Annotated in this window: 17 protein-coding genes; 12 read left to right on the plus strand and 5 right to left on the minus strand. The window is 58.0% G+C overall.

All coding sequences use genetic code 11. The annotated features are described in order from the left end of the window. The first annotated feature begins 56 nt into the window (after window positions 1–56). The 7 genes from AB9L16_RS20210 to AB9L16_RS20240 all read left to right on the plus strand — a co-directional run bounded on the left by AB9L16_RS20210 (window position 57) and on the right by AB9L16_RS20240 (window position 4,690). Window positions 57–626 (plus strand): Rnf-Nqr domain containing protein, encoded by a 570-nt coding sequence (locus tag AB9L16_RS20210; protein ID WP_150637387.1) that lies wholly within the window; start codon window positions 57–59, stop codon window positions 624–626. Beyond that, window positions 623–1,627 carry an electron transport complex subunit RsxB gene (gene rsxB / locus AB9L16_RS20215; protein ID WP_375122609.1) on the plus strand — a complete coding sequence of 335 codons (1,005 nt, stop codon included), beginning with the start codon at window positions 623–625 and terminating at the stop codon, window positions 1,625–1,627. The genes AB9L16_RS20210 and rsxB overlap by 4 nt, the downstream gene beginning before the upstream one ends. Further along, window positions 1,614–2,597, plus strand: a complete 984-nt coding sequence (locus AB9L16_RS20220; RefSeq protein WP_252878816.1) for an RnfABCDGE type electron transport complex subunit D — start codon at window positions 1,614–1,616, stop codon at window positions 2,595–2,597. The genes rsxB and AB9L16_RS20220 overlap by 14 nt, the downstream gene beginning before the upstream one ends. Next, window positions 2,594–3,199, plus strand: coding sequence for an RnfABCDGE type electron transport complex subunit G (locus AB9L16_RS20225; protein ID WP_375122610.1), 606 nt, complete (start codon window positions 2,594–2,596; stop codon window positions 3,197–3,199). The genes AB9L16_RS20220 and AB9L16_RS20225 overlap by 4 nt, the downstream gene beginning before the upstream one ends. Next, window positions 3,196–3,768 (plus strand): Rnf-Nqr domain containing protein, encoded by a 573-nt coding sequence (locus tag AB9L16_RS20230; RefSeq protein WP_375122611.1) that lies wholly within the window; start codon window positions 3,196–3,198, stop codon window positions 3,766–3,768. Before AB9L16_RS20225 ends, AB9L16_RS20230 begins: the two co-directional genes overlap by 4 nt. After that, complete coding sequence (nth, locus tag AB9L16_RS20235) at window positions 3,765–4,403, plus strand: endonuclease III (RefSeq protein WP_016773410.1); 639 nt, start codon at window positions 3,765–3,767, stop codon at window positions 4,401–4,403. The genes AB9L16_RS20230 and nth overlap by 4 nt, the downstream gene beginning before the upstream one ends. 107 nt (window positions 4,404–4,510) lie before the next feature. Continuing rightward, a complete protein-coding gene (locus AB9L16_RS20240; RefSeq protein WP_041479865.1) occupies window positions 4,511–4,690 on the plus strand; it encodes a PA3496 family putative envelope integrity protein in 180 nt (59 codons plus the stop codon). An 88-nt stretch (window positions 4,691–4,778) separates the two neighbouring features. Here AB9L16_RS20240 and AB9L16_RS20245 read toward each other — a convergent pair whose 3' ends face one another. Then, on the minus strand, window positions 4,779–5,405 hold the full coding sequence (locus AB9L16_RS20245) for a response regulator transcription factor (protein ID WP_016773408.1): 627 nt from the start codon (window positions 5,403–5,405) through the stop codon (window positions 4,779–4,781). Window positions 5,406–5,871: 466 nt separating this feature from the next. Here AB9L16_RS20245 and AB9L16_RS20250 point away from each other — a divergent pair, with 466 nt between their 5' ends. Next, window positions 5,872–6,573, plus strand: a complete 702-nt coding sequence (locus tag AB9L16_RS20250; protein ID WP_095181788.1) for a hypothetical protein — start codon at window positions 5,872–5,874, stop codon at window positions 6,571–6,573. A 116-nt stretch (window positions 6,574–6,689) separates the two neighbouring features. On the opposite strand, the gene AB9L16_RS20255 is transcribed toward AB9L16_RS20250, so the two are convergent. Both AB9L16_RS20255 and AB9L16_RS20260 read right to left on the minus strand, forming a co-directional pair. Beyond that, a complete protein-coding gene (locus tag AB9L16_RS20255) occupies window positions 6,690–7,907 on the minus strand; it encodes an argininosuccinate synthase (RefSeq protein WP_007953201.1) in 1,218 nt (405 codons plus the stop codon). Between the two features lie 129 nt (window positions 7,908–8,036). After that, window positions 8,037–8,951 (minus strand): OmpA family protein, encoded by a 915-nt coding sequence (locus tag AB9L16_RS20260; RefSeq protein WP_375122612.1) that lies wholly within the window; start codon window positions 8,949–8,951, stop codon window positions 8,037–8,039. 160 nt (window positions 8,952–9,111) lie between these two features. Here AB9L16_RS20260 and pyrC point away from each other — a divergent pair, with 160 nt between their 5' ends. Together pyrC and rnt are read left to right on the plus strand one after the other, a co-directional pair. Then, window positions 9,112–10,158 carry a dihydroorotase gene (gene pyrC / locus AB9L16_RS20265; protein ID WP_353188138.1) on the plus strand — a complete coding sequence of 349 codons (1,047 nt, stop codon included), beginning with the start codon at window positions 9,112–9,114 and terminating at the stop codon, window positions 10,156–10,158. Then, the gene (gene rnt / locus AB9L16_RS20270; protein WP_041479868.1) at window positions 10,155–10,832 is read left to right on the plus strand and encodes a ribonuclease T; all 678 of its coding nucleotides are present in this window, start codon (window positions 10,155–10,157) and stop codon (window positions 10,830–10,832) included. The genes pyrC and rnt overlap by 4 nt, the downstream gene beginning before the upstream one ends. Window positions 10,833–10,906: 74 nt before the next feature. Here the strand turns inward: rnt and AB9L16_RS20275 are convergent, their stop codons facing one another. Next, window positions 10,907–11,509 (minus strand): peroxiredoxin, encoded by a 603-nt coding sequence (locus AB9L16_RS20275; RefSeq protein WP_003227723.1) that lies wholly within the window; start codon window positions 11,507–11,509, stop codon window positions 10,907–10,909. Window positions 11,510–11,821: 312 nt separating this feature from the next. Between AB9L16_RS20275 and AB9L16_RS20280 the strand changes: the two genes are divergently transcribed. Together AB9L16_RS20280 and bfr are read left to right on the plus strand one after the other, a co-directional pair. Then, window positions 11,822–12,040 (plus strand): bacterioferritin-associated ferredoxin, encoded by a 219-nt coding sequence (locus AB9L16_RS20280; protein WP_003227725.1) that lies wholly within the window; start codon window positions 11,822–11,824, stop codon window positions 12,038–12,040. A gap of 201 nt (window positions 12,041–12,241) precedes the next feature. Then, window positions 12,242–12,715, plus strand: coding sequence for a bacterioferritin (bfr, locus tag AB9L16_RS20285; protein ID WP_016773403.1), 474 nt, complete (start codon window positions 12,242–12,244; stop codon window positions 12,713–12,715). A gap of 201 nt (window positions 12,716–12,916) precedes the next feature. On the opposite strand, the gene grxD is transcribed toward bfr, so the two are convergent. Then, the gene (gene grxD / locus AB9L16_RS20290; protein WP_016773402.1) at window positions 12,917–13,258 is read right to left on the minus strand and encodes a Grx4 family monothiol glutaredoxin; all 342 of its coding nucleotides are present in this window, start codon (window positions 13,256–13,258) and stop codon (window positions 12,917–12,919) included. Window positions 13,259–13,344: the final 86 nt, after the last annotated feature.

The following is a 13,344-nucleotide window of genomic DNA, read 5'->3' on the forward strand; positions in this document are numbered from 1 at the left end:
TCTGGCCCGATAGTGCCTACCCTTAAGAGACACCCGCCCGTTTCGCTGGCAGAACCATGACCGAACTCGTGTTAACGCTGATCAGTGCTGCGCTGCTCAACAACTTCGTGTTGCACTGGCCGCTGGGCGTCGCTCCGCTGCTGGCGGGCAGCCGACGCCAGGTGCATGCGCTGGGGTTGGCGACGTTGTGCCTGATGGTGGTGGTCGGCGTTATCGGTCAGGCGATCTGGCAGTGGATATTGGTGCCGTTGCAGCTTGAAGCGCTGCGCCTGTTCGTGTTTCTGCCATTGAGTGTGTTGTTGATCGCGCCGCTGCTGAAACTGCTGGCGCGCGGCCTGCCCGATTGGCCGTTCGCTGGATTGTGGCCGCTGCTGCTGGGCAATGCCGGGGTACTCGGGCTGGCCTTGATCAATGCGCAAAACGATCATGGCCTGCTGCACGCGACAGCTTTGAGTCTGGGTGCAGGGCTGGGTTTCTGGCTGGTGCTGAGTGTGTTCTGCGACCTGCGCGAGCGCACGGTCGACAACGATATTCCCCTGCCCTTTCGCGGCCTGCCGATCGATCTGATCAGCGCCGGACTGGTCGCAGTGATTTTTCTCGGATTCAGTGGATTGATCAAAACATGAGTCTGATTCAACGCATCGATGCCCTGCTGCCGCAGACCCAATGCGGCAAGTGCGGCCATCCCGGATGCAAACCGTATGCGCAAGGCATTGTTGACGGCGAGCCGATCAACAAGTGCCCGCCGGGCGGCGAGGAGACCATCGTCGCCCTGGCCGAGCTGTTGAAAATACCGGTCCTGGAACTGGACATCAGCCGTGGCCCGGCACCGCCGCAAATCGCCTTCATCCGCGAGGCCGAATGCATCGGCTGCACCAAATGCATTCAGGCCTGCCCGGTCGACGCCATCGTCGGCGCGGCAAAACTCATGCACACGGTGCTGATCGACGAGTGCACCGGTTGTGATCTGTGCGTTGCGCCGTGCCCTGTCGACTGCATCGAAATGCATCCTTTGCCTGCGAACACGATCCCAGTGGTTGGCGGTCTCGCATTCGATCTCGAAGAACAGCGCGCCCGCGCTGAAAAGCGTGACCATGCGCGCCAGCGTTTCGAGCGCCGCAACCAGCGCTTGCTGCATGAAGAACAGCAAAAGAAGGCTGAACGTGAAGCGCGAGCCGCGCGTGCGGCACAACCGCAAGTATCGACCGCCGACCCGGTGCAGGCTGCGCTGGAGCGGGTGCGTGCGCAAAAAGCCGCGAACGCTGATGCGGCGCTGAAGAAGGCCAAGGTCGATGTGGCGATGAGTCGAGCGCAACTGCACAAATCGCTGAAAGCCTTCGGTCACCCGCCGACGTTCGAGCAGCAGTCGCAATTGATCGTCCTGCAGCAACAATTCGAAGCCGCCGAGCAAGCGCTGGCGAACCTGGAAAGCAGCCAACCGGCAATTCCCGCCGTTCCCGCACCGACCAACGACGCCGAACTGAAGCGAGCCAAGATCCAGTTGGCCATGCGCCGCGCCGAGTTGAAAAAGGCTCAGGCAGCGGAGGCTGCGCCGGAGCAGATCGCAGCACTGGAGCAAGCCGTGAGTGACGCCGAGCGCCGGGTGCAAGACCATGCCGCCCCTTGAGCCAGTGGACGATCGCCTGCAACAGGCGATGAACACCGTGCTGCTGGCCGCTGTGCCGGGTCTGCTCGCTTTATTCTGGCTGTATGGCTGGGGCGTGTTGATCAACCTTTCCCTGGCGGTTGTCAGTGCTTTGCTCGTCGAAGCGGGCGTCGCCTGTCTGCGTCGGCAAGCGGTGCAAGCGGCAATGCGTGATGGCAGCGCGCTGGTCAGTGCGATGTTGCTGGCCGCCGCGCTGCCGGCTTATTGCCCTTGGTGGCTGACGGTCATTGCGACCGCTTCAGGTCTGTTGTTCGGCAAACATCTGTATGGCGGCGTCGGCAAAAACCCGTTCAACCCGGCGATGCTTGGCTTTGTCCTGAGCATGGTGCTGTTCCCGCAAGCGATGACCCATTGGCCCGCTCATGGCCTGGATTTTCTTGCGGCGCTGCAACAGGTTTTCAGTCCAGCGCAGGCGCCGGACGCTTGGGTGCAAGCCACGGCACTGGACAGTCTGCGCATCAATAAAAGCCTGACCATGCAGGAGCTGTTCGCCAGCAACCCGGCCTTCGGCCGTTTCGGCGGGCGCGGTGTGGAATGGGTGAATCTGGCGTTTCTGCTCGGCGGCCTGTGGCTGTTGCAACGGCGGATCTTTTCCTGGCACGCACCGCTGGGGATGCTCGCCAGTCTGTTCGTCATCAGCCTGTTGTGCTGGAACGGCTCGGGGTCGGATTCCCATGGTTCGCCGCTGTTTCACCTGCTCAGCGGCGCGACCATGCTCGGGGCATTTTTTATTGTGACCGAGCCGGTGTCCGGCGCGAAAAGCGCCCTTGCCCGCCTGCTGTTCGGTGTTGGCGTCGGCCTGCTGACTTATCTGATTCGCACGTGGGGTGGTTACCCGGACGGCGTCGCGTTTGCGGTATTGCTGATGAATCTTCTGGTGCCGGCACTCGAACGCTTCGCCCTCAGCCGCCAGTCGAAGGTGAACGCGTGAATCGCTCAGCGAGTGTCGCGACGGTGGTGCTGCTGGCACTCGTTGGCATGAGTGCGACATACGTGTTGCAGCGCAGCAGTGCACCGCAGATTGCCAGCGAGCAGCGCTTGCTCGACAGCCGCAAATTGCTTGATGTCATGCCTGCCGCGCTCTACGACAATCAGCCGCTGGAGCTACCGCTGACGCTCGCCGAGCCTGCTTTGCGCCATAGCACGCTGTCAGGCGGCTATCGAGCGACCCGCTCCGGTCAGACAGTCGCGGTGCTGTTGCGCAGTCGCAGCGAAGGTTATGCAGGTACTCTGGAACTGCTGATAGCCATCGATGCAAACGGCAGAGTTCTAGGCGTGAAAACCCTTGAGCAGCGCGAAACGCCAGGATTGGGTGGTGCCATCGGTGCATGGCCGAATGCCTGGCTACAGGCCTTCATCGGTAAATCCCGTACTGAGCCGACAGACGCCGGCTGGGCGCTGAAAAAGGATCAGGGGCAGTTCGATCAGATCGCTGGCGCAACTATTACCTCGCGTGTCGCCATTGACGCAATTCATGACGCCCTGCGTTATTTCGATGAGCATCGGGCGCTGCTGTTGGGGACTGGGCCATGAAGCGCACGGTGAATTTATTGATGCTGGTGCCCCTACTGGGCGCCACACCAACATTCAGCGCTGCACTGGGGATAACCTTGATGCTCGGCGTGGTGCTCGGTGTATTTGCCGTCTGCATGTCGCCGCTGCGCGAGCGCCTGACGGGCACCCGTGCCTTGCTCGCCAGCCTGATAATCGCCGCGACGTTGACCAGTTGCGCGGATATTGTGGCGCAACGCTGGTTTTTGCCATGGCAGCAGACGTCTGAGCTCTACATAGGGCTGATCGCCTTGCACTGCGTCGTGTTTGAATACCACGGTGCCTTCCGCGAGCCCGTCGCTGTCAGCTTCAAACGCTGCGCAATGTTCGGCGCGCTCATGCTGGTAGTCGGCGGGCTGCGCGAGATCATCGGTTGTGGCAGCCTTGGCCGAGGCCTTTCGGGGCATTGGCCAGGTCTGGTTTTATTCCCCGAAGGGCTGCGTCTGATTACGCTGGTTCCCGGCGCTTTGGTTTTACTGGGCCTGCTTCTCGCCGCCCGTCAGGCGTGGACACGCCGCAATTCTGTCATCAAGGAAACGCATCGCCCATGAATGCTGCAAAACGTCTTGAGATATTTCGCCGACTGCACGAAGACAATCCCGAGCCGAAAACCGAACTGGCCTACTCTTCGCCGTTCGAGCTGCTGATTGCGGTGATTCTTTCGGCGCAGTCCACCGATGTCGGCGTCAACAAGGCGACTGCCAAACTCTTTCCCGTCGCCAATACACCCGCCGCGATTCATGCGCTGGGTGTCGAGGGGCTGTCCGAGTACATCAAGACCATTGGCCTCTACAACAGCAAGGCGAAAAACGTCATTGAAACCTGCCGTTTGCTGGTTGAGCGTCATGGCGGTGAAGTCCCGCAAACCCGGGAAGAACTGGAAGCCTTGCCGGGCGTCGGGCGCAAGACCGCCAACGTGGTGCTCAACACCGCTTTCCGCCAATTGACCATGGCGGTCGACACGCACATTTTTCGCGTCAGCAATCGCACCGGCATCGCGCCGGGGAAAAATGTGGTGGAAGTAGAAATGAAGTTGATGAAGTTTGTACCGAAAGAATTCCTGCTCGACTCTCATCACTGGCTGATTTTGCACGGTCGTTATGTTTGCCTGGCGCGTAAACCGCGCTGCGGCAGCTGCCGCATCGAAGATCTATGCGAATACAAACATAAAACTTCTGACGATTGAGCGGTCATCGGTTTTTCGCATCCATCGATTGAAAAAATCTTTTTTACCCGCCGCAGTAATGTCGATATAAGGAGCGCCAAAGGCAGTCTTAGCCGGGAGTTGACTTCATGAGTACCGACACAGAGCAACTGGATGTAGAAGAGGATCTTATTGCCACCGACGCCGATGAGGTCGAACCGGTGGTTGAAGTGGCCAAGACCAACCTTAGCAAGCGTCGCACAATCGACAACCTGCTTGAGGAGCGCCGACTGCAAAGGCAATTGGCCGACTACGATTATGATCTGTGATGTCTGAAGGCCTCCCTAGACGGAGGCTTTTCATTTTCTGCGACAACCGAGCTTGATCGGCCCATGACGTTCTCAGCTGTCGAATCGTTCAAACCAGGCCGTTGCGCTGCGCCAGCTCGATCAGATCAACCAGAGAGCGCGCATTGAGTTTCAGCAACAGGCGAGTCTTGTAGGTACTCACAGTCTTGTTGCTTAAAAACATGCCATCGGCGATTTCCTTGTTGGTCTTGCCGCGCGCCAACTGCTGCAACACCATCATTTCCCGCCCGGACAGACGATCAACCATGTCCGCTTCACTCGCATTGCCCAGACTGGTGCGCACGGTGTGCAGCGCCTGATTGGGAAAATAACTGTAGCCGGACAGTACTGCCTTGATCGCACTGAGCAATTCGGTCAGATCCTGCTGTTTGCACACGTAACCCGCTGCGCCCGATTGCATGCAACGCATTGAAAAATGGCCGGGAGCCTGGGAAGTCAGCACCAGCACTTTCACCGGCATGGCAGTGGAGGTCAGGCGCGCAATAACTTCCAGTCCGTCGAGTTTGGGTATTCCAATATCCAGGATGACAAGATCGGGTATTTGTTCACGAGCAATTTGTAGTGCATCAACGCCATTATCCGTTTCTGCAATGACTTCGTAGCCATGCCGTTCCATCAGCATACGTACCGCAAGTCGAATGACGGGGTGGTCATCCACGATCAGCACTTTATTCATGGGCAAGTCCAGTTTTCGCTGTTCGAATTTTTAGAACACGCACGATATCCCAGTCACTTGCTTCAAGGCATGGCAACTTTTACACGCATTTGCATCCAGAGACATTCCCTACAGGCATTGAGGATAATTCCCACAAATTCGCTGCCCTTGCCCCATTGCAACCGCCTTCCGATCTTTCATACACCGGCGGAGTTTGATCTTCATGCAGTCGAGTCCTACGCCATGGTGGGTCGTTGGAAAACTTCAACAGGCGCAATTACGAACCTTCATACACGATGATTTACCTGTCAAATTGGCCTTGGGCAAGCACTGGGACATACGACGTAACGAACCGACACAACCACCTGTTCGACACAACATCGTTGATTCTATAAAACTTTAGTTAACAGCCGCGCACTTACACAAGCGCCTTTACTATCGCTGAAACAACCAACTTAAACTAGACAAACCATGTAGAAGCAGAACAATGCTAAAGATAAAAAACAAAATCACCAACCCCATGACAGTCATCGCCATATTTGCAATTCTTTCGGAAACCTCGGCGGCGGTATCGTTACCATTTCTCGATAACAAGGACCGGGAAATTTACGTCTGGTTTCTGATCAGTTTCCCCTTTTACTTGTTATTCCTGTTCTTTATCACTCTCAACTTCAATCATCGCTCGCTTTACTCGCCTTCAGACTTCGGCAAAGACAAAAGCTTTTTGAAAACCACTCAAAATAACCAGAGGGACGAATCCTTTCGCGAAGCAGGCGAGCGTTGTGCTTTTGAGCTGACCAGTTGCATCGTGTCGGGTAAAACCGGGCCAGGCCGAGTGCCGATTCCCTGCAGAGTTCACAACGCGCCGGACCCACCGCTCGGTCCACGCGACCCATCCCATCCGGTTATGCAGAATATCAAGCTGTCACCCTGGGTAAGTGAACTGAACATCATTGACGCAAGAGAAGTTGATGCAGCGAAGGAATTCGATGCCATCTTCGAAACGCTAAAAGGCGTCGATAAAAAGCACGCGCGGGTTCTCGTATTTCTTTGTAATCATGCGTCGGACGCGCTTGCCCACTCCGCATTGCAACAGATCAGGCAGGCCAAGAAAGGCTCAGGAGCCACACTGTGCATCGTATATAACCTGTGTTCGCAGACGGTGACATTACTGGGACGAACCAGCTGAACCGGGTCAAGACTGCGCGCAGATACACGAGGGAGCCTGATGAACCAGAAAAAAAAGATGAAAAAAAGGCGGCCCTCAACAGGCCGCCATTTTTATTGCGCGTCGGTCTGAGCCACTCAGAACAACTTGCGGCCCTTGTTGGCAGCAATGCGCATGCGCAGCGCGTTGAGCTTGATGAAGCCCGCCGCATCGGCTTGGTTGTAAGCGCCGCCATCTTCTTCGAAGGTGGCGATGTTGGCGTCGAACAGCGAATCGTCGGACTTGCGGCCGGTGACGATGACGTTGCCCTTGTACAGCTTCAGGCGCACTACGCCGTTCACGTTGACCTGCGAAGCGTCGATCATCTGTTGCAGCATCAGACGCTCAGGGCTCCACCAGTAGCCGGTGTAGATCAGGCTGGCGTACTTGGGCATCAGCTCGTCTTTGAGGTGAGCGACTTCGCGGTCCAGAGTGATCGATTCGATGGCGCGGTGAGCGCGCAGCATGATGGTGCCACCCGGGGTCTCGTAGCAGCCACGGGACTTCATGCCGACGTAACGGTTTTCGACGATGTCGAGACGACCGATGCCGTGCTCGCCGCCGATCTTGTTCAGCGTCGCCAGTACGGTGGCCGGGGTCATTTCGACGCCGTCCAGCGCGACGATGTCGCCGTTGCGGTAAGTCAGTTCCAGGTATTGCGGGGTGTCGGGAGCCTTCTCCGGGGAGACGGTCCAGCGCCACATGTCTTCTTCGTGCTCGGTCCAGGTGTCTTCCAGCACGCCGCCTTCATAGGAGATGTGCAGCAGGTTGGCGTCCATCGAGTACGGGGATTTTTTCTTGCCGTGGCGTTCGATCGGGATCGCGTGCTTCTCGGCGTAGTCCATCAGCTTCTCGCGCGACAGCAGGTCCCACTCGCGCCAAGGGGCGATCACTTTCACGCCTGGCTTGAGCGCGTAGGCGCCCAGTTCGAAGCGCACCTGGTCGTTGCCCTTGCCGGTGGCGCCATGGGAAATGGCGTCGGCGCCGGTTTCGTTGGCGATTTCGATCAGGCGCTTGGCGATCAGCGGACGGGCGATGGAAGTACCCAGCAGGTACTCGCCTTCGTAAACGGTGTTGGCGCGGAACATCGGGAACACGAAATCACGCACGAACTCTTCGCGCAGATCGTCGATGTAGATTTCTTTGACGCCCATGGCCTGAGCCTTGGCGCGGGCCGGCTCGACCTCTTCGCCTTGACCGAGATCGGCGGTGAAAGTCACCACTTCACAGTTATAAGTATCCTGCAGCCACTTGAGGATCACCGAAGTGTCCAGGCCGCCGGAATACGCCAGAACGACCTTGTTTACGTCCGCCATGCCATCACTCCACGGGGTTCTACGGAAAGCCGGGGAGTCTACCGCTCAAACGCGATAATTTACAGAGGCGCGACAGCTTAAGACGACAAAGCGACAGAATCTGTCGAGAGCGCGACGATGACCGGCGAGTCAGGAAGTCGTTGCGGCGGTGGCTGGCGTACTCGCTTGCGGCGCTGGCGCAGGGGCTGTGGTCGGTGCCACACGTGACAGTTTCACATTGACCCGGCGATTCTTCGCACGATTGGCCTTGCTGGTGTTCGGCACGATCGGATACTGCTCGCCGTGGAAACGCACGGTGATCTGCGATTCCTGAATGCCGTTGGCCTTGAAGAAATCGACTACCGCCAGCGCGCGGCGGCGCGACAATTCGCGGTTGGTCAGACGATTGCCGCTGTTGTCGGAATGGCCGTCGAGGTCAATGTGGTTCACCGTCGGGTCGGCCTTCATGTATTCGAGCATCACTTGCAGCTTGGCCTTGGCAGCCGGGTCCAGCTCGACGCCCTCGCCGGGAAAGCCGATCTGCGACTGCTTGATCTGGTCGAAATTCTGCGGCAGCAATTTCGCCACGCAGCCTTGATAGTCGTTGAACGCCTTGCTGAACTTGACCGGCAGCAAACGCACTTCCGACACCCGGCCATCGCCAGACGCACGGCGAACTACCGGGCTGCGGCCGTCCAGCAGACCGCTGATCAGCCCACCGGCCTGGGATTGCGAGCTGTTGAACAACACATTGCCGCTGCCCAGCCGTACCGAGCCCAGATTGATGTCGCCGCGCCCCGGCTGCCACGGTGCAGCGGCAGCGAGCAACGTCGCCGAGCCGCCACCAAGCATGGCGTTGTAGGCATTCAGGCGAAAGATCGCCTGCTCACCGGCCTTGCGCACGAATTCGCCCGAGCCGAAATCAGTGATCGGTTGCGTCAGGCGGCATTCGAACTTGTCGCCGGCGACCGTCCACTCAATGTTCTCCAGACGCGTCTGGTAAGTCAGCGCCATCGCGGGAAGGCTGGCAAACACACTGAGCAGGGCTAAATAACGCTGGCGCACGGGAGGCTCCATTGGCTTGTGAAACACAAACACCGATTCACACAATGTTTACGGCATACCTTCGGGATATCGGACGCTTGTGGCAAAACTTGATAGCGGGTGCCTGCAAGAGTCTTTTCCGGTAGCATTCGCCTCAGTTTGACCCGCCTGGAATCCCCTCATGTCCGACCGCCTGACCCTGCTGCGTCCCGACGACTGGCACATTCATCTTCGCGATGGTGCCGTGTTGACCAATACCGTTGCCGATGTGGCCCGCACCTTCGGGCGCGCGATCATCATGCCGAACCTGGTACCGCCGGTGCGCAACGCCGCTGAAGCCGACGGCTATCGTCAGCGCATTCTCGCTGCCCGCCCGGCCGGCAGTCAGTTCGAGCCGTTGATGGTGCTGTACCTCACCGACCGTACCCAACCGGAAGAAATTCGTCAGGCCAAGGCCAGCGGTTTCGTCTACGCCGCCAAGCTTTACCCGGCCGGCGCGACCACCAATTCCGATTCCGGCGTGACCAGCATCGACAAAATCTTCCCGGCGCTGGAAGCCATGGCCGAAGTCGGCATGCCGCTGTTGATCCACGGTGAAGTCACCCGTGGCGACGTCGATGTATTCGACCGCGAAAAGATTTTCATCGACGAGCACATGCGCCGCGTGGTCGAGCGTTTCCCGACGCTGAAAGTGGTGTTCGAGCACATCACCACCGGTGACGCCGTGCAATTCGTCAACGAGGCTTCGGCCAACGTCGGCGCGACCATCACCGCGCACCACCTGTTATACAACCGTAACCACATGCTGGTGGGCGGGATTCGGCCACACTTCTATTGCTTGCCGATCCTCAAGCGCAACACCCATCAGGAAGCCTTGCTCGATGCCGCCACCAGCGGCAGCGCCAAGTTCTTCCTCGGCACCGACTCGGCGCCCCACGCCCTGCACGCCAAGGAAGCCGCCTGCGGTTGCGCCGGTTGCTACACCGCCTACGCCGCCATCGAGATGTATGCCGAAGCGTTTGAACAGCGTAATGCGCTGGACAAGCTCGAAGCCTTCGCCAGCCTCAACGGCCCGCGTTTCTACGGCCTGCCGGCAAACACCGATCGCATCACCCTGGTTCGCGAAGAATGGACTGCCCCAACCAGCCTGCCATTTGGCGAGCTGACCGTTATCCCGCTGCGCGCCGGTGAAAAACTGCGCTGGCGCCTGCTGGAGGAACACGCGTGAGTGAAGAGCATTTCGACGATGAGCTGGACGGTCAAAGTGGTGGCGGCGGTTCCCGTCACCCGATGGCAGCGCGTTTTCGCGGCTACCTGCCGGTTGTCGTCGACGTAGAAACCGGTGGCTTCAACGCAGCCACCGATGCCCTGCTGGAGATTGCCGCGACCACCATCGCCATGGATGAAAAGGGTTTCGTCTACCCGGATCACACCTACTTCTTCCGCGTCGAGCCATTCGAAGGTGCGAACGTTGAAGCGGCAGCGCTGGAGTTCACCGGGATCAAGCTCGATCACCCGCTGCGCATGGCCGTCAGTGAAGAAACCGCGCTGACCGATATTTTCCGTGGCATCCGCAAGGCCCTGAAAGCCAACGGCTGCAAGCGGGCGATTCTGGTCGGGCACAACAGCAGCTTCGATCTGGGCTTTCTCAACGCAGCAGTTGCGCGCCTGGACATGAAGCGCAACCCGTTCCACCCGTTCTCCAGTTTCGACACCGCGACCCTGGCGGGTCTGGCGTACGGTCAGACCGTGCTGGCGAAAGCCTGTCAGGCCGCCGGCATCGATTTCGACGGTCGTGAGGCGCACTCGGCGCGCTACGACACCGAAAAGACCGCTGAGCTGTTCTGCGGCATCGTCAATCGCTGGAAACAGATGGGCGGCTGGGAAGACTTCGACGACTGATCCTCGGCGAACAAATCCCGCGCATAAAAAAACCGGCCACATGGGCCGGTTTTTTTGTACCTCGACGTTGCGCCTTACAGGGCAGCAGCGTTTTCGGTCAGGTAAGCCGCAACGCCTTCTGGCGAAGCGTTCATGCCTTTGTCGCCTTTCTTCCAGTTGGCCGGGCAGACTTCGCCGTGCTCTTCGTGGAATTGCAGCGCGTCGACCAGACGGATCAGCTCTTCCATGTTACGGCCCAGCGGCAGGTCGTTGATGATCTGCGAGCGAACCACGCCTTTGTCGTCGATCAGGAACGCGCCACGGAAAGCCACGCCGCCTTCGGATTCAACGTCGTAAGCCTTGGCGATGTCGTGCTTCATGTCGGCAGCCATGGTGTATTTCACCTGGCCGATGCCGCCATTGTTCACTGGAGTGTTGCGCCAGGCGTTGTGGGTGAAGTGCGAGTCGATCGACACAGCGATCACTTCAACGTTGCGCGCCTTGAAGTCAGCCATGCGGTTGTCCAGAGCGATCAGCTCGGACGGGCAGACGAAGGTGAAGTCCAGCGGGTAGAAGAACACCAGGCCGTATTTGCCTTTGATGGCCGAGGACAGGGTGAAGCTGTCAACGATCTCGCCATTGCCGAGTACGGCCGGGACGGTGAAGTCTGGGGCTTGTTTGCCTACGAGTACGCTCATTGATATCTCCTGGTGTAGAAACTTGAAGTTCAGGGTCCGGGCCAGCCTGTCACCCTCAGGCGACAGCCCTGTGACACGAACCCTCTTCGCAAGGGACGACCATCATACACTGCGTGTTTGGCCTGTCCGTAACGGATTTTCCCTGTTCGGTTATCCACTGCGTATTCATGGGGTCAGACGCGCATTTGGAAAATACCGTTCGTCAGTCGCTGGGAAATTGGCTGGGAAGCGTTCCGAAAGCACTTTGACAATCATTCTCGTTAACATTAAGATCCATCGCAATTGAGTCACAACCAGCGACGGTTCTTACTTATGTATGTTTGCCTCTGCACTGGCGTCACCGACGGACAGATCCGCGAAGCGATCTATGAAGGTTGCTGCAGCTACAAAGAAGTTCGCCAGGCCACCGGCGTCGCCAGCCAGTGCGGCAAATGCGCCTGCCTTGCCAAGGAAGTGGTCCGCGAAACCCTGACCAAGCTGCAAACCGCCCAGGCCGCGATCCCCTACCCTGTAGAATTTACTGCTGCGTAAATGCCCCCATTTCAAAGAACCGGACTTCGCGTCCGGTTTTTTTATGCCTGAAAATCAATTGCTTAGCGTCCAGACGCGGAACACAAACATTCTTATTCCGATTAATTTTCATTTATTATTCAATAACTTAGGTTTGACACTTATAAACACCAAGCTCAAACTCCGCCTTATATACAGTTAATACAGGGCAGGACTCCGATCATGAAAGGCGACATTACAGTCATCCAGCATCTCAACAAGATCCTTGCCAATGAGCTGGTCGCGATCAATCAGTACTTCCTGCATGCGCGCATGTATGAAGATTGGGGTCTGAACAAGCTCGGCAAGCACGAATATCACGAATCCATCGACGAGATGAAACACGCGGACAAGCTGATCAAGCGCATCCTGTTCCTTGAAGGCCTGCCGAACGTTCAGGACCTGGGCAAGCTGCACATCGGCGAACACACCCGCGAAATGCTCGAATGCGACCTGCGCATTGAAAAGACCGGCCACGCCGACCTGAAAGCCGCCATCGCCCATTGCGAAACCGTTGGCGACTTCGGCAGCCGTGAACTGCTCGAAGACATTCTCGAGTCGGAAGAAGAACACATCGACTGGCTGGAAACCCAGCTCGGCCTGATCGACAAGATCGGCCTGGAAAACTATCTGCAGTCGCAGATGGGCGAAGAGTAGGCGCTGTCGAGTGAAACGAGGCGGCGATCTTTATCGATTTCAGCCTTGATACTCAGTCAACTCATATAACCAACAAAAAGCCCCGCCCTCTTTCGAGGTGCGGGGCTTTTTGTTGGCCGAAGATCAAAAGATCGCAGCCTCGTTTCACTCGACAGCTCCTACGGGAGACGCGTCGTCGAGCGAAACTCTATGAACGTAGAATCAGGCTTCGGACTTGTTCGCCGCTGCCGCTTCGACAGCCGCCTTGATGGTGCTTTGCAGCGAACCGTCTGCAGCCATCTCGGTCATGATGTCGCTGCCGCCGACCAGCTCACCGCCGACCCACAGTTGCGGGAAAGTCGGCCAGTTGGCGTACTTTGGCAGGTTGGCGCGGATTTCCGGGTTCTGCAGGATGTCCACGTACGCGAACTTTTCACCACAGGCCATCACGGCTTGCGCAGCTTTTGCGGAGAAGCCGCACTGCGGGGCATTCGGCGAGCCTTTCATGTAAAGCAGAATGGTGTTGTTGGCAATCTGCTCTTTAATCGTTTCGATGATATCCATGGAGCACCTCGGCTGAACTTTCCGACTCAGAGGTCGGCACGGTGGCGCATTGTAACGGAATCCCGAGCGCCATGCTCGGTCTCCCC

The sequence above is a fragment of the Pseudomonas sp. LW8 genome (assembly GCF_041956865.1).
Lineage (GTDB): Bacteria > Pseudomonadota > Gammaproteobacteria > Pseudomonadales > Pseudomonadaceae > Aquipseudomonas > Aquipseudomonas siliginis.